The sequence below is a fragment of the Xanthomonas vesicatoria ATCC 35937 genome, from assembly GCF_001908725.1.
GTDB classification, from domain to species: domain Bacteria; phylum Pseudomonadota; class Gammaproteobacteria; order Xanthomonadales; family Xanthomonadaceae; genus Xanthomonas; species Xanthomonas vesicatoria.
Genome location: NZ_CP018725.1, coordinates 891574 through 911290 on the forward strand (window position 1 = coordinate 891574; position 19717 = coordinate 911290).

The following is a 19717-nucleotide window of genomic DNA, read 5'->3' on the forward strand; positions in this document are numbered from 1 at the left end:
CCAAGCCCGCAAGCGCCGCGTTAGGGAAGCGTTCGGCCGCGCACCGTGCGGCGATCGGTCAGCGTGGGGCCAGTGCTGCCAGGTGCTCGGCCAATGGCGAGGCGGCGTCGAGCAGCGCAAATCCTTCCCACACAAATCCTGGCGACACCGTGCAGCCCACCAGAGTGAACTCGCCCAGCGAACGTGCCGCCTGCCAGTGCCCTGCGGGGACCACGTGCATCGGCTCGCCGCGTTCGGCGGCGTCCAGCACCAGCCGTTGCAGCTGCCCGCCGGCTTCGTCGTAGATCAGTAGTTCCAGCGCATCGCCTTGTTGCCAATGCCAGCTTTCCTCGGCATCGACACGATGCCAGGCGCTGGATTCGCCGGCGGCGAGCAAAAAACGGATCGCAGTCAGCGCCGGGCGGATCAGGCCGTTGTCGCTGATCTGGCGCTCGGAGGCATACACGCGGCGGAAGTGCCCGCCTTCCGGATGCGGCGACAGGTCGAGCGAGCGGATCACGGCGGCGGCGGTCGGATGCATGCGTGCCTTCTAAGAGCGGCTGACCACCCATAGCGAGCGGTCGTCAGGTGGGTGCGGACGGCGCGGAGGAACCGCAGTGTACGAGCGATAGATGCCGATTCCGAGCACCGGCCGCACCCGCCTGGCGGCCGCGCCGTAGTCATGTGAGCTGCTCCAAGCCCACAGACCATCACCCTGCATCAAGGCAGGTGTTTGCCCGCGCGCAGGCAGGTGCGGAAGAACACCAGCAGATCCCAGCTGTAGCGCTTGAGCAGGCGACGCGGCTCGTTGAGCAGGCGATACATCCACTCCATGTGCAACCGGCGTACCCAATCCGGCGCGCGCTTGGCGGTACCCGACAGAAAATCAAGCAATGCACCGACGCCGAACACCAGCGGCACGCGCAGTGCCTGGCTATGATCGAGGATCCAGCGCTCCTGCAAGGGGTTGCCGAACGCCACCAGCAGCACATCGGCGCCCGAGCGGTTGATGCGCTCGGCAAGACCTTCGCCCGCCGCGGCAAATTCGCCGTAGCCGTCGCACATGCCCACTACCTGTTGCCCCAAGGTGCCGGTCAAGGTGGCAGCGGCGGTCTTGCCTACGCCGGGCCGCCCGCCAAGCAGGAAGAACTTGAGCGGTTGCGCTGCTTCGCGGCACAAATACGGAATCAGATCGGTGCCGTTGAGATTGCCGGCAAAGCGGCGGCCATGAATCAGCCGCGCCGCCAAGTCCATGCCGATCCCGTCGTTGACGATGCGCACGCTGGGCTCGCGCATGCGCATCCGCAGCGCCTGGCACTGCACGACGAAGTTGGTGTTGGCGAAGAACACCCGGCGCGGCTGTTGCGCGGCCAATGCATGGAACAGATCCAGCGCGAATGCTTCCTGGGTGGTGGACAACACCGGAAACCCACCCAGTGGAATCACCACGCCCGGCGGCGTGTCGACCGCGGCGACGGTCGTTGTTTCGCTGTCCACGCGCTGGCCCTGCATCATCGAATCACCAAAGGTCGTAAGGGAATGCGGCCAGCAGCCCGGCCTGCAGTTTTTCCAGATCGAACGTGCCGTTGCCGCCTAGCGTCAGACACTCTTCGACGTTGTTGCCCGAGTCCCACTGCGTGCGGCCGGTGCCGTAATAGTAGTCGTCGTACTTGAAGCGATCTTCGCCATTGCCCCAGTCCAGGTATACCGCCGGGATGCCATAGGCCTCGGCCAGGATCAGGCCATGCAGCGAACTGCTGACCACCAACTCAGCGCCCAACAGCTGGCTCATGAAGGTCGCCGGCTTGACGTTGGGAAACACCAGATGGTCTGCGTACGCGCTGTACTTTTCGACCGGCTCGTTGAAATGCGGAACGATGGCGAACGGACGCTTCTTGACCGTGCCGAGTGCGTCGGCCGGAAAGAACATCGGGGTCAGCAGACCAGGGTCGCCGTAGACTTCGGGTACCGCGATGCCACGGTCCAGCAGAAATTGACGGGTCTTGGGCCCGCGCACCGCCCGCACGTCGAGCGTGCTGAAGGTGTTGCGCTCGGCCGGAATCTTGCCGTTGATGCCGCTGCCCCAGACGGTGTCGCCATCTTTGGCAAAGTGCAGCACCGAACCGATCGCGATCAGCTTCTTGCTGAGATCACGCTTCTCGATCAGGGTCTTGTCCTGCAACGAAAGCACACAGGACACGATCACCTTGGACAGGTGATCCCCCATGTTGACGCCAGCGTTCTTCGGCTGCCACCAGAACAGTGCGCGACGTTCTGCATGTTCTATCCACTTTTGCAGCAAAGCGTTGGCCATAAAGGGGGGTCTCCTGTCTCAAGCGGGTGAGGTGCGTTGCATCAATGCGAGAGCGCAGCCTCCGAGGAAGCACGCGCGGCTGCGCCGGTGTGCTGCGGATACAAACGGGTTTCCGGATACGCGGCTGGATCCAGTACACGGTCGGTGGTGTCGGACCAGTTCAAACATTGGCGGTAACGCACATGCGGCGCGTCCAGCGCCTGCCCGATTGCAGCAACGATCGAATCGGCATTGCCTGGCGTGTAACCAAAGCGCGACTGCTGGTAAGGCCCGACCACTGCATTCGGACACACCGCAGGCAAGCCAAAAAAATCGTATTGCAACAGCTTCATCGAGCTATCGGCCAGATACACCGGCACCTGCTCCGACGCGTACGGCGCGATGCCGAACCGCGCGTGCTTGATGTAGCCGATCGTCTCGACGTGCTTCATTTCACCATAGACGACGACGTTATCGCCATAGCTCGGGTGACGGCCCATGCCCGACCCGATCACATGAAACGTGACCTGCGGAAACGCCTTGCTGGCAACGACGAAGAAGTCCGGATCGAACAACATCGACCCCACTGCCACCGCGTGAATTCCTTCGCCGTACGGCGATGGGTCACCCAGCTGATCCAGGTTGTGATCCACGCCGTGCCCAACGTGATAGACGTTATCGCGGCTTGCAATCTCTTCGGCCATGGCCGGCGACACCAGCGCGATGACATCCAGGGTGGGCGCAACCCGGTCGAATTCGCGTTCGATGTAGGAGGCCACGTTGATCGTGCTCAACCCATCGGAGGCGCGATACACCAGCTTGGCGGCGGGATTGGTGCGCTTGGCCAGTTCGATAAAGGCCACGGCGATGCCACTTTCGAACACGATGACATCGGCCTCGCGCATCCAGTCCAGCAGTTGCTTCGGCGGATGTGCGGCATACCAGCGGAACATCGCGTCTTCGACAGACTGCAGCCACGACCGGCGCGTATTGAACGGATGCACCGTGGTGCGCCACAGATAGCAGTCCACGCCCTTGTGCGACACCACGGTATTGGCGGTGTCGTCCAGCGGCAGACGCATATCGCCCTTCATCCGCGACAACCTGCTGTAACGCAACGAGAAAAATCGCGTCGTCCCGCGCTGCGCGAGCTGATCGGTGATGAAGTGGATGTTGGCGCGGCGCGGCGTGCGGTAATCGTGTGCGGACAAGACCAGATAGCAAGGCCGGCGAATGCCGGAAGCAGCGGCGGGTGTTTCGCTCATGGGCCGTGTCCTATGAATGAGTGGGTCAAATCATGCTCGAATGCAGGCGAAGACGATGTCGATCTCATCGACGTGCCTTGGCCTGACTCAGCAACTTGCGGATGTTGACGATGGAGATCACGTCGCGACGGAACGACGGCCAGATGCCCAGCATCAGCAGGCACACCACGGCCATCGCCGCTGCACCTGCGGCCAGTTGCTGCCAGAGCGGGCCGCCGACGGTGATCGAGGCGTAGTACGCGCAGGCACCAGCGACGCCGTAAGCCACCATTGCGCGTACCGCATTGGTGAACAGCACGCCCACCGGCGTATCGGAAATCTTGCCGACCCAGATCAGCGACAGCGGCCAGGTCACCAGCAACCCGAACGAATAGCCGATGGCGACCCCCATCGCGCCCCAGCGCGAACCGACAAAGATGCAGGCAATCAACACGATGCGGCTGACCAGCGAAAACAGCAACTGCTCGCGCATCAAACCGCGTGCCAGGAACACCCAATACGTGGCATAGGACGCAGTCTGGAAAATACCACCCAGCGCGAGCACCTGGAACAACGGCACTGCCTCGCGCCATTGTTCGCCCAGCACCAGCACGATCAACGGCATCGCCACCGCGCAGGCGAACGAAAACAGCGCCACGATCAGGTGCACCATCACGGTCTGCCCACGCAGCAGGAACGCACTGAAACGCTCGCGGTCGTCCTGCAACTGCGACAGCACCGGCAACGCCACGCTGGTCGCAGGTGCATTGATCTGGTTCAACGGCATCATCAACAGCTGGAACGCGCGGTTGTACAGACCCAGCGCATCGGGCCCGGTACGCCAGCCGATGATCACCTGCCCCACATTGCGGCTTGCGTATCCCAGCAACTGCGCGGCCATCAGGTTCCAGCCGAAACTCATGAAATCGCGCATCGGTGCAGAACGTTGATAGCCACCAGGCAGCCAACGCGCGCAGCTGCCGGCGATCACCAGGTTGACCACTGCCTGCACCACCTGTTGCACCACCAGCGCCCAATAGCCCCACCCCAGCAGCGCGGCAACGACGGCAGCACCCAAACCCAGCACCTGCGAGCCCACATCGCTCAGCGCTACCTGCCCGAAGCGCAGCCCACGGCTCAGATGCGCGCGGTACTGGGTGGTCATGCCATTGATCAGGAACGTCACCGCAAGCGCCTGCGAGATCGTGACCAGCGCCGGCTCTTTATAGAAGTTGGCGATCACATGCGACGATGCGAATACCAGCACCGACAGCGCCAGGCCGATACCGCTGTTGATCCAGAACAGGTTGTCGCGCTGTTCGCGGCTGACGTGTTTGGCCTGCACCGCGGCGGCCGACAAGCCGAAATCGCGCAGGATCTCGGCTGCACCGACAATCGCGGTGACCATCGCCATCAACCCGTAGTCGTAGGGCGTCAACAAGCGTGCCAGCAGGATGATGCCGCCGAATTGCACGACCATCTTGGCCGACTGGCCCAACATGGTCACCGCGGCACCGCCAGCGGCGCGCGAGCCGAGGCTGCGCTGCGGCGGCGGGGTTGGAGAGGACGTCGTGGGAGTTTCCGCGGTCACAGCGCAGCGTCTCCATCCTTGCCCAGCGCTTCGAGGTAGGTGCGGTAATGCAGCTGACCGATGCGCGGCCAATCACGTTGCGACAGATCCGGTGCCGGCCCACGTGGTGCAGCGCGCACCGTGTCGAGCATGCCGGTCAACAGCGCCGCATCGAACTCGCCTTCGTACAGAAACACCCAGCCCGGCCCCACTTCTTCGGCAATCGCCGCATTGGATTCGCTCCACGGTGCCAGCACCGGGCGCGCCAACGACAACGCCAGCAGCAGCGTGCCGGAGTTGTGCATCTGCCGGTACGGCAACACCACCAACTCGGCCTCGCTGACCTCGCGCGCCAGCACCGGCTCTTCGACATAGGCAAGCAAGGCGCTGATGCGCGGATCCTGCGCACTGGCTTCTTCCACCAGCGTGCGCATCTGCGGGGTGGCCGGGTTACCGACGATGCGCAGATTCAGCCGCGGATCGCGGACCTCGCGCATGACCTCCAGCAGCGTTTCCACACCCTTGTACGGACGGATCAGCCCGAAGTGCAGTAGCCGCCCCGGCACCGTGGTGCCTTGCGGCATCGTCGCGAACCAGTCGCGGTAGTGGCCATGCAGGATGGTGTCGGTGAACGGCGGGCGCGCCGGGGTGGTGGCGTTGATGCGAATCCAGCGACGGGTCAGGCGATCGATCCAGCGCAACAGGCTGCGCTCGCGCCACCCGCGATCTTCGTGCGGTGCCAGATTGTGCAAGGTGCGCACCACCGGCGTGGCAGTGACCTGCAACTTCAACAGCAATAATGCCGCGCAAAGCTGCTTGGCCAATGTGCCCACGGCGCTGGGATGGCGCAGCAGGTATTCGGGCCAGTGCAGATGCAGCACGTCGTAGTGCGACAGCAAGGCATCGCGCATCGAGAAAAAACGCGGCTGCACTGCATCGGGCAATGCGTCGTAGAGCTGGGTCAGGTACGGGTTGGTGCTGGCATTGGGCTTTTCGGTAGAGAACAACACCGTGATCTGCGGCGTGGTCGCCACACGTGTCATCGATGCCGATGCAAGCGCGCTCATCGCAGCGTCTCCTGCGGGCGCGGCGTGCCCAGCGCACTGTGGTACTCGTCGATATAGCGCCCCACCACATGCTTCCAGTCGTAGCGGCTCACGTAGGACATCGATGCCGCACGACGCGCCGCAAAGTCGGCATCGGCCGTCAGTGCGAGCGCCTGCACCTGGTCGGCCGCCGCCTCGATCCTGTCGCGGTTGACGATCACGCCCTGCCCCGACTCGCTCGCCAGCCGCACGAACGGCGGGATATCGCTGAGGACGGGAATCAGGCCCGCACTCATCGCCTCCACTGCGGCAATGCCGAAACCTTCATGGCGCGACAGGCACACGAAGAATTGCGCCTGCTGCATCAACGCGCGCAGCTGTTCTTGCGACGGCGACATGCTCAACTGCACCTTGTCCTGCAAGCCGCGCTCGGCAATCGCCTTGCGCAAGTCGGCCTCGTTCAAATCGTATTCGCGGCCGGCGATGATCAACTGCCACTGCGGATCGCGCGCGAGCATCGCCTTCAGCAGTTCCAGCGTCTCGATCAGCCCCTTGTTGACCGACCAGCGCCCGAAATACAGCATCGTCCGACCCGGCGCGGCGGCACCCTGCCCCGCATATTTCTCCACGTCCACACCGTTTTCGATCACCCGCAAGCGGGCCGGCGATACCACCTTGGCAAACAGATCGCCATCGTTTTCGCTGGTTGCGATCACCCGCGAATACGCCAACGCTGAGGTGCGCGTAAGTGTCTGGAACCATAGTTGCTTCATGCGCGACGCATAGGCGGTGTGAAAGAACCCGCCGTGCGTGGACACCACCATCGGCTTGCCGTGCAGCGGCTTGGTCAACGCCAGATAGTCGTAGAAAAAATCGATTCCGTGTAGATGCACCACATCGGCCGAACGAATCGCGCCCAGCACCGACGGCGCACACGGATAGCGCGACGAGCCCCGATAGCCAATTCGCCGGATCGGCAGACCTTGATGGGTCTCCTGCGGCGCAAGCTGCGCACCCGGATCGGTGAACACCCGATCCAGGGTCACCACTTCCACCGTATCGGCGCTGTTGGCCTGATGCTGGCGGGCAACGTTGAGAACGACCTCTTCCATGCCCCCGATCGAGGGGTGGAATTGGCGGACGACATGCACCACTTTCATTACGCCAATCTCCTGTGCCAGCCGCGCGCACGCAGGTGCCGCGACAGCTGATGATTCTTGAACTGCGTCATTGCTTCTTTAACCCCAACATCCATGGCGCGCTACGCACCAGCACCGCGCGCATCGGTACCGCGCAGGCAATCGCCACTGCGCTGAGCCCCATCGCCCACGCTGGGGTGCCGATGAGGCCGCGATCGATGATACCGGTGCGCGCAACCACGCTGGTGAGCACCAGAAACACCAGCGTATGCGTGCACAGAATCAGCAAGGTGTTAGTACCGACCCATTGCAGCCACTGCCAGTGCCGGACGAAATACGCAACGCACAGCGTCATTGCAGTGCCCAGCAGACTCACCAGCAGGAACAAGGCAGCCGATTGCCCGAACAGCAGGTTGTTTACGTCCACCTGCCCGTTCACACCGGCCAGCAACCACCACGCCATTGCGATCAAGGGCAGCGCCACCGCCCACACCCATGCCCCGAACGCGCGCAGCGTATCGGCAAAGCGCGACAACCAGCCACCCATCGCAATAAAAAACAAGGCAATCGGCAGCACGTCCAACGCAAGCGGCAAGCGCAGCTGCAACGAGGGAAACCATCCCGCCCATGCCAAGACCACCGGCAAGCTGAGCACGGCTACCGCCGTGGTGCTCAACCGCGCACGCAGTGCAATGTAGGTCAGCGTTGTGACAAACAACGCCGGCAAAAACCACAAGGCCGGCAGCACATAGAGGCGCGCGCCATTGGCCCAGAGCACGCCAGGCAACGGGTCCCACCAAGCCCGCGCGCCGGCCTGCTGAAACGCATGATTGAGCACGGCCGTCAGCAGCCATAGCCCGTAGGCCACCAGGAAAAACGCCAGGTACGGCACCAACAAGGTCCGCGCCAGCTTTTGCACCGTCGACACATTCAAGCCGCGACGCCCGAAACGTTCGCCGACCCAGCCGGAGAGCACAAAAAACAACGGCACATGGAAGCTGTAGGCAAACAGTTTGTAGGCAGGCGGCATGCCACTCGCGTGCCCCAGCACCACCAGCACGATGGCCAGCGCCTTTGCCGCGTCGATCTGCCAATCGCGGGCCAGCGCAGGCGTCCGGCCGGGAGTCGCGACGACCTTGGCGCAAGCGGCTTGCGAGAGAGACGGCGCAGTCGTCATGCCGCAGTGCCGATCATGCCGCCACCGCGCGCGCACCCAGGGTCCAGGGGGCAAAGCGCATCAACACCCAGCGCATGGGCACGCAGGCAGCCAGCGCAAACACCGTCACGAAGACCGCCCAACCCAGGCCCGGCCGCGCTGTACCAAATCCGCCCGCAACCGCGGCAACCCCGGACAGCACGAAGAACACCAGCATATGCGTGCACAGGATCAGCAAGGTGTTGCGGCCAATCCACTGCACCCATGCCCAGCTCTGCACCAGCCGCGCCGCACAGATCACCATCAACGACCCAAGCACTGCACCGAGCAAGAACACGGCATGGTCGCGCCCGAAGCCAAGCATGTTGACGTCGATACGACCGTTACGTTGTGCCAGCCATGCAACTGCAACCGCCAATGCCACCGTCACCAGCGCACTGACCGGCAGCGAGGTCGGCAGGCGTGGCGACACGTAAATCAACAACGCACCCAGCGCGTAGAAGCACAACGACACCGGTAGCACATCGAGTCCAAAAAAAAGCCGCACTCCCTGCGCCGGGAACCAGTTCATCCAGAACCAGGCCAGCACCAATGTCGCAGCTGCAATCGCCAGCGGCGGCAGGACGCGCCGCAGCAACAAATAGCTCAGCACGGTCACCAGCATCACCGGCAAGAACCACAGTGGCGGTTGCACATACAGGTCCGGACCGATGCCGGTGAACAGCGAAACGATCGGCTCCCACCATGGGTGGCTTCCCCAGCGCGCGGCCTTCTCGCCGATGTTGCGGGTCAGCAGCCAGTACGCGTAGCCCGACAGATAGAACGTGATGTACGGCACCAGCAGACTGCGCGCGTGTCTGCTCACCGAGCGTCTGTCCAGTCCCGTGGTACGCGACGCATAGCCGGCGGACAACCACCCGGACACCAAAAAGAACAGCGGCACGTGAAAGCTGTACGCAAACAAAGTCATGCCATGCGGCACGCCCTTGGCATGGCAGAACACCACCAGCAAGATCGCGATCGCCTTGGCCGCATCGATCCGCGGATCGCGCGCCTTTCCACCGGCTGCGATCCGAACGCCCGCATCAGACGCAATCGACGACGGCGCCACCGCCGCGCTCATCGCCCCGCTCCCGCAGGCAATGGCAGCTGCGCGCCATCAGCCGTTGGATCATCCTTGATCGAAGGAGTGGAGGCTGCCGACGCAGACCAGGTCGGGCGCATATGCCACAGGCAGCCGCACACGAACCACCACAGCGCCGAGGTCTTGATCGAGAAGTAGCCGTTGGACACCAACAGGCTCAGCGCAAACGCAAAGATGGCCAGATTCTTAAATAGCTGACCTTCCTTGCTGGGCATCAGCAACAGGAACGAATACGACAACAGGAATGCCAGCACCCCGACGATCGACTGCGACGCGATGAAATACGAAATGCCGCTGTCGAAGTAACGGTAGGCCTGCGCAAAATCCAGCCCCAACCAGGACTCAAACGACAGGTTGTTCATCGAGTAAACGGTGAAAAATACCCGGCCCATGGTGGTGTCTTGATATGCCGTGATCCCGGTGACCCACACCAGCAGCCACGCACTCATGATCACCAGCAGGAACACCAGAAATGCCAGTCGCTGATCCAGCCGTTTCAACAGCGGCGTCAGCAACACCATCAACACGCAGGTACCGGCCGCCAATCGTCCATCCGAGGCAACGATCATGAAGCCGATCAAACCCACCGATAGGACCAGCGCCGCCGGCCGCATCCAACGCCAGAACACCAGCACGATGGCCGTAAAAAAGCAGATGTAGTTTCCCATCGTCACCGGCTCGATGAACATCGAAGAGGCACGCGGGAGATTTGACCCCGGCAGGAAGTTACGTTCACCCGGTCGCGTGGCGCTGACGAACAGGTTGCTGTCTTCGTTCCAGAACCCTTCGGCGCTCATGCCGCGCGCGTTGACGAAGAAGCTCTTCGGGTTGACCAGATCGCCATAGGCGCTTGGCATTGCCAGTTCAAAAGCGGCAACCAGCGAGACGATGATGGTCATGCGGATGAACAACTTGGGCACCGAACCGGTGTACGCCGAGCCCAGCACTACAAACGCGAATACCACCAGGGCATCGCGGAAAAATTTCGGATCGATCTGCCAGTTCACCAGGAATCGCACGAACATCAACAGGACGATCAACCCAAGCCCACTGACGATCAGTGCAATGCGTTTGCGGCTAAGCGAGCCCAGACCCAGCAAAAAGCACGCCGCGTAGACCATGAATTCAACGGCATAGGTGATCACCGGACGCACGGTGAACACGTTGGCATTGATCAGTGCCAGCACCAGGTTATAGCCCACGCCGACCAGCAGCGTCAGTTCAATCAGCAGGTTATGCCAACGAACGCGGGTTTCCTCGCTCATTCGAATCAGCATGCACACACCCGCTTGAGAAAGTCGGCTGCACTGCAGCCGCCCGCGACGCCTGACGCGCCAGGTCCCACGCTCCCCGCCGTCATCAGTAAGCGGTCTTCTGTCCGAGCACGCGCACGGCAGTCAGCACGATGATGCGGATATCCAGCCACAGCGACCAGCGACGGATGTAATCCAGATCGTACTGGATACGCTTTTTCATCGTCCGCAGCTCCGGGGTCTCGCCGCGGAAGCCGTTGACCTGCGCCCAACCGGTGATACCCGGCTTGACGTAGTGGCGTTGCATGTAATGGTTGATCAGTTTTTCGTAGTGCGTGTTGTGCTGCGCGGCATGGGGGCGCGGCCCCACAATCGACATGCTGCCACCCAGCACATTGAAGATCTGCGGCAATTCATCCAGGCTGCTGCGACGCAGGAACGCACCGAAACGGGTGATGCGTGTGTCGTTCTTGGTCGCCTGCTGGATGGTGGTGCCGTGATCGTCATGCACGCGCATCGAGCGGAACTTGAACATGTAGAACTCGCGACCGCCCAGGCCGTGACGACGCTGGCGGAAGAACACCGGGCCCGGCGAGCTCATCTTGACACCGACGGCAATCGCAGCCATCAGCGGCCACAGACCCATCAGCGCGATCACAGCCAGGATCTTGTCCTGCAGGGCCTTGGCGACCACGAAGTAATTGTCGCGGTCCACGCCGCCCTGGCGCAGGTTGATCACCGGCGTATTGCCGATCTGCTCGCCGGACTGATTCAACAGACCGAAGTCGAACAGATCGGGCACCAGCTTCACGTTGATCGGGTAACGGTCCAGACGCTGCAGCAGCTGCTTGATGTGATCGCGCTCGCCCAGCGGCAACGAAATCCACACCTGCTCGACCTGATTTTCCTTCAGGTAGTCGATCAGCGCGTCCGGCTCGCCCAGACACGGCAGCGACTGACGCTGCTCGGTCACGGCGATATCGTATGGCGTACGGAAGTAGCCAACCAGATTCATACCGACCCACGGATTGCGGCTCAGGTAGTGATTGATCTTCATCACCGGGTGACGCAGGCCAACCACCACCACGCGCTGGACGTCCACGCCTTGAGCACGCAGGTGGTTCAGGAAGCCGCGCAGCAAGGTGCGTGCAGCTACCAGGGACGCCAGACCACCGACGAACCACAAACCGATCCAGCCGCGCGAGACCTGCTCGCCCACCTGCACGATCAGCGCATGCACCGCAAACAGCGCGAACACGCCGCCAAAGGCACCGCCCAACACCATCAACTCGCTCAATAGTCCGCGACCGCGCCAGCTGCGATACAGCGGGAAGAGTGCAAAGCAGATCACCGAGTACAACAAGGTGGTGGCGATTGCGACCCGATATGGGGCCGCGGGCACCCAGGAACCGAACACGATCCGGTATGCGATCAAGCCCGACACGACCACCATGGTCAGGTCGAACACACGCAGCACCAGGTCAGCTGCTGCCGAGTACTTGGACAACAATCGCGGCGAGGATGTCGTGTAAGTCGCGCTACTCAAGTCTGCCAAAAGCATGGGGATGTCCTCCAAACTCGATACGGCGCATGCGGGGGAACATACGAATCGCACGCGAGCTTTCAATCATCTCCGCCGAGTGATCACCGCGGTAATACCTACCGACCCCAGATCACTCGACAGCCCTTTGTTTCAACAGAGACAAACTTTCAAAACGAGGGAGCCCGAAACATACGGGATCCCACTTTTTCTACGCTGAATCGGTTGTCACTTTAATTAACCACTGTTTTGCAACATCACGATGTCAGTTCAATCGCGTTTCCGGCCCATTGCCCCGCAGGAAGTAGCGCACAAGCGCCACGGCCAATCCAAGGAATACGCCAAAGATGAAGCCTAAAGCGAGGTTCAATTTGAGTTTCGGCGAAGTCTTCGACGTAGGCACATCTGCAGTGTCGACGATGGTCACGTTGTTGGCGCCGACGTTGCTCGCCACACCGATTTCCTTGTAGCGCTGCAGGAGCGCATCATAGAGCTGCCGGTTGGTGTCGACGTCGCGCTTGAGCATGTTGTAGCGAATGCTGCGGCTCTGCAGGTCGAGTTCGTTGGTACGCAAACCAGCGATGCGTTCGTTGAGCAACTGCTCCTGATGCACCGACGCGTCATAGGTCGCCTTGAGCGACTGGCGGACGTTGACGACCTCGCCGTTGATCTGCCGGCGCGACTCTTCGATCTGTGCCTTCAGGCGCTGCATTTCCGGGTAATCCGGCTTGAAGGTCGACAGCTTCTGCTGATATTCGCTGGTCAGGCGCACCTGCTCGCCGCGCAATGTCTGGATCAGCGGGCTACTCAACACCTGCGGCAACGACATGGCGTCGCCGGTGGAGGCCTGACGCCAGGCGGCCTCGGCCTTGATGCGCGCGTCCTGCGCCGATGCAAGCATCGCATTGAGATCGGTCAGGTTCTGCGCAGGCAACGACGGCTTGTCGTCGCCCACCGAGACGATCTGCTCATCGGTCGAGTATGCAACCAGCGTCTTTTCCGAGTCTTCGACCTTGTCGCGCAATTGCTCCAGGCGCTCGGCAAGGAACTTGGTCGCGAACGAGGACGCCTTCATGCGGCGCTCCTGCGTGCTCACGATGAACACCTTCGGATAGGTGTTGGCGATCTTGGCCGCGAGCACCGGGTCCGGCGAATCGTAATTGACGTAGACCAGGCGCGAATTGAGGATGGGCTCGACCACCAGACCTGCCAGCAAGGTGTCGGTCAGGCTGCGCTCGATGATGGCCTGGCGTGAATCCACAGACTTGCCGGCTTCCGGGTTCTTGGCCGCGGCCTTTTCCAGCGCTTCCTCGACCTGTTGCTTGAACGCCGGCTCCTGGTCGAGCTTGGCTTCGCGAATCACTGCACGTGCCAGCGAACGGCTCTGCAGCAGCTGGTACTGGGTCTGGTAGAAGTCGCGATCCTGCGGCGACTCGACCGGCATCAGATTGTCGACGTTCACCACGTTGAGCGAATCACGCTCGATCTGCAGCGTGCTGGTGGCGCGATACTTTTCCGGCATCAGGAAGGTGATCACCAGCGCCAGCAGCACCGCTGCGATCGTGATCATGATGATCAGCCAGCGTTGCGACACAAGGGCACGCCAGTAGTCGAGCAAGCTGACGTCGGCCAGTTCGAGATGCCCATGACGCTGCGACGGCGAGGAACGATTGTCGGAATTCATACTCATCGGTAAGCGCGCCACACCATCACTAAGGGGGTCAGTTCCAGCATGGTGCGCAACCAGACGCGCGCATCCGAGCGATACACCACGACGATGTCGCCACCGTAGATTTCAGGGTCAGGGTTGGCACCCTTCTCTATCTCGGTCAGGTCGAAGCGCGCGATCATCTTCTGCCCGTTGACCATGCGGAACACGATGACATTGCCGCGACTTGCCACGGTGCTGACGCCCTTGGCCTGCGCCACGGCCTGTTGCAGCGTCAGGTTGGAGCCGATCACCGGGTAGATGCCGGGCTCGGTGACGGCGCCGGTCACGGTCACGCGACGGCCATTGGATTCCTGCACGAACACCGACACCTGCGGATTCTGCAGGTAGCCGCCGCGGTAGCGATCGGCAACCATCTTTTCCAGCTCACCGACACCCATGCCGGCGGCGTTGACGTCGCCGATCAGCGGCAGCGAAATGTGGCCGTTCTGATCGATGCGGACCTGCCGTTCCAGATCGTCGACCTGAAACACCTTGACCAGCAGCAGGTCGCCTGGGGAGAGTCGATACTCGGGCTGCACCGCGGACATTGCCAGCGGATCGGGGAGAGGCAACGACGACGCCATCTCCTTCCCGGTGCTGCAAGCACCCAGGGCCATCGAGCAGATCAACGCCAGGCTGAGGCCTTGGCAAAATCGTCCGATCAGTTTCTTCATGCGTGTGGCTGGCTGCCTCGGTTGGGTGGGACAGGAGCTCGCGCAGCATTCAACCGGCCAACACGCCAGCAAGAACGTACGACAGAGAAATTCATCCCAGGAACATCGGGATCACGACAGGTATGACGTGTTGCACTGCACTATGGCACAGAAAGATCGCATCGCAAGACGCGGCACGCCATTTTTTTGACGGCGTTGGCCTATTGATTCAAGTTCGTCGTCGCCGCGTTAACAAACCGTGATCCACGTTCTAATCTGGAGCCAATGATTTGGAGTGATTTCGGACACTTAGCATCGTTCCGTGATCCAAGTCCATACCGAACTGGAGCGCAGAAACTGGGCGCTGGCGTTCGGTTCATGCTGCAGTGCGATATGCCGATCCGCATATCGAGCGAGCGCGGCCGGGACACAAAAATGCAATGTTGCGGCGCAACAAAAAGCCCATGTCGGTCGGACATGGGCTTGATATTTGGTCGGGGTAGCCGGATTCGAACCGACGACCACTAGTCCCCCAGACTAGTGCGCTACCAGGCTGCGCTATACCCCGAAGATGCTGCATCCCGTCGCGAGGATGGCCTGCGATTATAGCGGCTTTATGAAACGTTTTCCTAGCGGCGAAGCAGCTGCAGCACTTCTTCCAGCTCCATGCGCACCTGCTTGATGATCTGATTGCTCAACGCGGACTCGCTTTTGGCACCGTCGCCCTCCAACCGAAGACGCGCGCCGCCGATGGTGTAGCCCTGTTCGTAAAGCAGGCCGCGGATCTGCCGGACCATCAGCACATCGTGGCGTTGGTAGTAACGGCGGTTGCCGCGCCGCTTGACCGGCTCCAGGCTTGGAAATTCCGTTTCCCAGTAGCGCAACACATGCGGCTTGACGTCGCACAGCTCGCTGACCTCACCGATGGTGAAGTAGCGCTTGGCCGGGATCGGCGGTAGCTCGCGATTACTGCCCGGATCCAGCATAAGCCTCCACCCGTTCCTTGAGCTTCTGGCCTGGGCGGAAGGTCACCACCGTGCGGGCCGAGATCGGAATTTCCTCACCGGTCTTGGGATTGCGACCGGGCCGTTGGTTCTTGGGCCGCAGATCGAAGTTGCCGAAACCCGACAACTTCACCTGACGACCCTGCTCCAGCGCATCGCGCAGCACATCGAAAAACGCGTCGACAAATTCCTTTGCCTCGCGCTTGTTCAGACCGACCTCGTCGAACAGACGTTCGGCCATCTCCGCTTTCGTCAATGCCATGCCAATCCCCTGATTACCACCTCAACTCCGGATCCGGGCGCGGTGCTCGCGCTCAACCACGGCCACCACATCGGTCACGACCACATCCACATCCCGGTCGGTGAGAGTGCGCGAGTTATCCTGCAAAATCAAGCCCATAGCCAGACTCTTGAAACCTGGCTCGACCCCCTGCCCGACATAGCGATCGAACAGCTGCACCTCGCGCAACAACGGGCCGACCGTGGTCTGCACGCTGGCCGACAGTGCCGCCCAGCTCACATCTTCCGGAACCAGGAAGGCTAGATCGCGACGCACCGACGGGAACCGCGACAGCTCGCCAGCGCGCGGCAGCGCCCGCTGTACCAGTGGGGCCAGCTGCAGCTCGAACGCGATCACGTCGACATCGATCTCCATCGCCTTGCTCAAACGCGGATGCACCTGGCCGATCCAGCCGATGCAGACGCCCTCGCGATAGATATCGGCCGACCGGCCCGGATGCCCGAACGGCTGGCTGGAGGGCTGAAATTCCAGCACCGCACCGCTGGCCGCGGCCAGCGCCATCAGGTCGCCTTTCACATCGTGAAAGTCCACCTTGCGCGCGGGTTCCCCCCACTGCAACGCCAACGCATCGCCACACACCGCGACGGCAACATGCTGGGATTCCTGCGGCGCATCGCCAGCCTGTGTGGAGGCCGCAAATACTTTGCCCAGTTCGAACAGGCGCACCCGCCCGGCCTGACGGGCCGCGTTGCGGCCTAGCGTAGCGACCAGGCCCGGCAACAAGCGCGGGCGCATGATGGCCAGCTCGGCACTGAGCGGATTGGCCAGCGGCACCAGTCCGTCGGTCAACTGCCAGCGCTCCAGCAAAGCGGCATCGACGAAGGCGTAATTGATGGTTTCCTGCAGCTCGCGCGCCACCAGCTGACGACGCACACTCAACTCGTCCAATTGGGTTTCGCTGGGCATTGCGATCCGGCTGGCGCCGCCCGGCAGCGTGGTCGGCACCCGGTCGTAACCATGGATGCGCGCCAGCTCCTCGATCAGGTCTTCTTCGATGGCGATATCGAATCGACGGCTCGGCGCGACGACCTGCCAGCCTTCGGACACTGCGTCGAGCTGCATGCCAAGCGCGCTCAGGATGCGCACAACCTCGACATCGTCGATCTGGATACCGAGCACGCGCGCGATCCGCGCACGCCGCAGCAGGATGCGCGCCGGCTGCGGCAAATGCTCCGGTAATTGCGCGTGGACCACTGGGCCCGGCGTGCCGCCGGCCAGCTCCAGCACCAGACGCGTGGCGACCTCGATCGCTTGCGGCGGCAACGCCGGATCCACGCCGCGCTCGAAGCGATGGCCCGCATCGGTATGCAGGCCGAACTTGCGGCCACGGCCCATGATCGCGGCCGGATCGAAATACGCCGACTCCAGAAACACGTTGCGCGTGGTGTCGGTGACGCGCGTGTCCAGCCCGCCCATCAAACCGGCCAGCGCCACGGGACGGTCGGCATCGGTGATGGTCAGAAAGCTATCGTCCAACGTGACCTGACGCCCATCCAGCAGCGCCAGCTGCTCGCCACTGCGCGAGCGACGCACGCCGATCGGCCCCTGCAAGGTATCCAGATCGAAGGCATGCATCGGCTGACCCAGTTCCAGCATCACGTACTGGGTGATATCCACCAGCAACGACACTGGGCGCACACCGCTGCGACGCAGACGCTCGGCCAGCCACACCGGCGTCTTCGCCAGCGGATCGATGCCTTCGATCACCCGCCCGCAATAACGCGGCGCTTCCTTGCCGGCATTCAATTCCACCGCAAGCGTGCGTGTGGACACCGGCGCCACGGCACCGGCATCGAACGCCACCACTTCGCTGGCGCACGCGGCGGCCACGTCGAAGGCGATGCCACGCACGCTGAAACAGTCGGCGCGATTGGGCGTGAGCTTGATTTCGATGCTGGCATCCGGCAAGCCCAGATAGTCCGCCAGCGCTTGACCCACCGGCGCATCGTCCGGCAACTCGAACAGCCCGGACGCATCGCTATCCAGCCCCAGCTCCTTGGCCGAGCACAACATGCCGTTGGACGCCACACCGCGCAGCTTGGCAGCGGTGATGGTCAGCTCGCCGATCTGCGCGCCAACCAGCGCCAGCGGCGCCACCAGGCCGGCACGCGCGTTGGGCGCGCCACACACGATCTGCAGCAACGCGCCCTGCCCTGCATCGACACTGCACACCTGCAGGCGATCGGCTTCAGGATGACGCACGGCTTCGACGATGCGCGCCACCACCACCTGGCCCAGCGCCTCGCCCAAGGGCGTGACGTCTTCGACTTCCAGACCGATCGCCGTCAGCGTGGCGGCAAGTTCCTCACGCGAGGCCTGGATCGGAACATGGCTACGCAGCCAATTTTCAGAGAATTTCATGAGGAGCCGGGAATCGAGAATGGGGAATAGGGAATCGCAAAGGCGGGAGCGCCGGGCCTTCGGACCGGGACCAGCGGAGCGCTTGGCTCTTGCGATTCCCGATTCCCGATTCCCGATTCCCGATTCCCCGCCATCAAGCAAACTGCCTGAGAAAGCGCACATCGTTCTCGAAGAACGCGCGCAGGTCGTTGACGCCGTAACGCAGCATCGCAAAACGTTCCACGCCCAGACCGAAGGCAAAGCCGGTGTAACGCTCCGGGTCGATGCCGACGCTGCGCAGCACGTTCGGATGCACCATGCCGCAGCCCAGAACTTCCAGCCAGCGCATGCTGCCGTCGGGCTGCTGCCAGGCGATGTCCACTTCCGCACCCGGCTCCACGAACGGGAAATAGCTAGGGCGAAAACGCATTTCGAAATCGCGCTCGAAGAACGCACGCACGAACTCGGACAAGGTGCCCTTGAGGTCGGCGAAGTTCGAATGCTCGTCCACCAGCAGGCCTTCGACCTGATGGAACATCGGCGAGTGGGTCTGGTCCGAATCGGAGCGATACACCTTGCCGGCCGCAATCATGCGCAGCGGCGGTTTGTGCGCATCCATGTAACGCACCTGCACACCGGAGGTATGCGTGCGCAGCAGGCGCCCGTCGCCAAAATAGAACGTGTCGTGCATCGCGCGCGCCGGATGGTGCGGCGGGAAGTTCAGCGCTTCGAAGTTGTGCCAGTCGTCCTCGATTTCCGGGCCGTCGGATAGCTCGTACCCCAGCCGCGCGAAAATCTCGACGATGCGCTCGAGCGTGCGCGTCACCGGATGCAGACCCCCACGTTCGCTACGGCGGCCCGGCAGGGTGACGTCGATGCGTTCGCCGGCAAGGCGTGCGTCCAGCGCCGCGGTTTCTAGCGTCGTCTTGCGCTCCGACAACGCTGCGCTCAGCGTATCCCGGGCCTGGTTGATCGCCTCGCCCGCCGCCTTGCGCTGCTCGGGCGGCAACGTGCCGAGCTGCTTGAGCTGGGCGGTAACGCTGCCACTCTTGCCCAGCAAGGCGACCCGCAGGGCCTCCAGTTGGTCCGGCGTCTGCGCAGCGGCGACATCAGCCAGCGCGCGCTCGGTCAGGGATTGAATCTCACTCATTGCACTTGCGCCTCAACTGCTAACCGAACGGTGTTTCCGGGTGCACCGGAACGCATTGTCACTGGACCAACCTGCCATCACCCACTTGGTGGCTTCGCAAAAACGCAAAAGGGGAAGGACTCGCGCCCTTCCCCCCTGCATCTCTGCGTCTCATTTCACCGAAGGCATGCACACCAAGTGTGACTACATCCGAT

17 protein-coding genes, 1 tRNA gene and 1 other RNA gene are annotated in these 19717 nt (G+C 62.4%); all 19 read right to left on the reverse strand.

What is annotated here, in order from left to right:
• Positions 1-58: 58 nt before the first annotated feature.
• Entirely contained in the window at positions 59-520 is a 462-nt protein-coding gene (locus BJD12_RS03890; RefSeq protein WP_005991608.1) for a cupin domain-containing protein, read from the reverse strand.
• 17 nt (positions 521-537) lie between these two features.
• Positions 538-613, reverse strand: a non-coding RNA gene (locus tag BJD12_RS03895) — sX9 sRNA.
• A gap of 86 nt (positions 614-699) precedes the next feature.
• Positions 700-1494, reverse strand: a complete 795-nt coding sequence (locus BJD12_RS03900; RefSeq protein WP_005991610.1) for a WecB/TagA/CpsF family glycosyltransferase — start codon at positions 1492-1494, stop codon at positions 700-702.
• A gap of 4 nt (positions 1495-1498) precedes the next feature.
• Entirely contained in the window at positions 1499-2293 is a 795-nt protein-coding gene (locus tag BJD12_RS03905; RefSeq protein ID WP_005991611.1) for a polysaccharide pyruvyl transferase family protein, read from the reverse strand.
• A gap of 41 nt (positions 2294-2334) precedes the next feature.
• Positions 2335-3537: a GumK N-terminal domain-containing glycosyltransferase gene (locus tag BJD12_RS03910; protein WP_005991613.1), complete on the reverse strand. Its 1203-nt coding sequence runs from the start codon at positions 3535-3537 to the stop codon at positions 2335-2337.
• Positions 3538-3601: 64 nt separating this feature from the next.
• Entirely contained in the window at positions 3602-5107 is a 1506-nt protein-coding gene (locus BJD12_RS03915) for a lipopolysaccharide biosynthesis protein (protein ID WP_042827914.1), read from the reverse strand.
• Positions 5104-6153 (reverse strand): glycosyltransferase, encoded by a 1050-nt coding sequence (locus tag BJD12_RS03920; RefSeq protein ID WP_005991617.1) that lies wholly within the window; start codon positions 6151-6153, stop codon positions 5104-5106. Before BJD12_RS03920 ends, BJD12_RS03915 begins: the two co-directional genes overlap by 4 nt.
• The gene (locus BJD12_RS03925; protein ID WP_005991619.1) at positions 6150-7292 is read right to left on the reverse strand and encodes a glycosyltransferase family 4 protein; all 1143 of its coding nucleotides are present in this window, start codon (positions 7290-7292) and stop codon (positions 6150-6152) included. Before BJD12_RS03925 ends, BJD12_RS03920 begins: the two co-directional genes overlap by 4 nt.
• Positions 7293-7359: 67 nt before the next feature.
• On the reverse strand, positions 7360-8484 hold the full coding sequence (locus BJD12_RS03930) for an acyltransferase family protein (protein WP_228999673.1): 1125 nt from the start codon (positions 8482-8484) through the stop codon (positions 7360-7362).
• Positions 8462-9550, reverse strand: a complete 1089-nt coding sequence (locus tag BJD12_RS03935; protein ID WP_005991621.1) for an acyltransferase family protein — start codon at positions 9548-9550, stop codon at positions 8462-8464. The genes BJD12_RS03930 and BJD12_RS03935 overlap by 23 nt, the downstream gene beginning before the upstream one ends.
• Positions 9547-10836 (reverse strand): polysaccharide biosynthesis protein GumE, encoded by a 1290-nt coding sequence (locus tag BJD12_RS03940; protein ID WP_161793271.1) that lies wholly within the window; start codon positions 10834-10836, stop codon positions 9547-9549. The genes BJD12_RS03935 and BJD12_RS03940 overlap by 4 nt, the downstream gene beginning before the upstream one ends.
• A 94-nt stretch (positions 10837-10930) precedes the next feature.
• Positions 10931-12385, reverse strand: a complete 1455-nt coding sequence (locus tag BJD12_RS03945) for an undecaprenyl-phosphate glucose phosphotransferase (RefSeq protein WP_005995917.1) — start codon at positions 12383-12385, stop codon at positions 10931-10933.
• Positions 12386-12629: 244 nt separating this feature from the next.
• Positions 12630-14069, reverse strand: a complete 1440-nt coding sequence (locus tag BJD12_RS03950) for a GumC family protein (protein WP_074052462.1) — start codon at positions 14067-14069, stop codon at positions 12630-12632.
• Entirely contained in the window at positions 14051-14749 is a 699-nt protein-coding gene (locus BJD12_RS03955) for a polysaccharide biosynthesis/export family protein (protein WP_005995913.1), read from the reverse strand. Before BJD12_RS03955 ends, BJD12_RS03950 begins: the two co-directional genes overlap by 19 nt.
• Before the next feature lie 470 nt (positions 14750-15219).
• Positions 15220-15296 (reverse strand) — tRNA-Pro (locus BJD12_RS03960).
• Positions 15297-15357: 61 nt separating this feature from the next.
• Entirely contained in the window at positions 15358-15714 is a 357-nt protein-coding gene (locus BJD12_RS03965) for a MerR family transcriptional regulator (protein WP_005995911.1), read from the reverse strand.
• Entirely contained in the window at positions 15695-15994 is a 300-nt protein-coding gene (locus BJD12_RS03970) for an integration host factor subunit alpha (protein ID WP_005995908.1), read from the reverse strand. Before BJD12_RS03970 ends, BJD12_RS03965 begins: the two co-directional genes overlap by 20 nt.
• 21 nt (positions 15995-16015) lie before the next feature.
• Positions 16016-18394, reverse strand: a complete 2379-nt coding sequence (gene pheT, locus BJD12_RS03975; protein WP_005995906.1) for a phenylalanine--tRNA ligase subunit beta — start codon at positions 18392-18394, stop codon at positions 16016-16018.
• Positions 18395-18527: 133 nt separating this feature from the next.
• A complete protein-coding gene (gene pheS / locus BJD12_RS03980; RefSeq protein ID WP_005995904.1) occupies positions 18528-19523 on the reverse strand; it encodes a phenylalanine--tRNA ligase subunit alpha in 996 nt (331 codons plus the stop codon).
• Between the last annotated feature and the right edge of the window lie 194 nt (positions 19524-19717).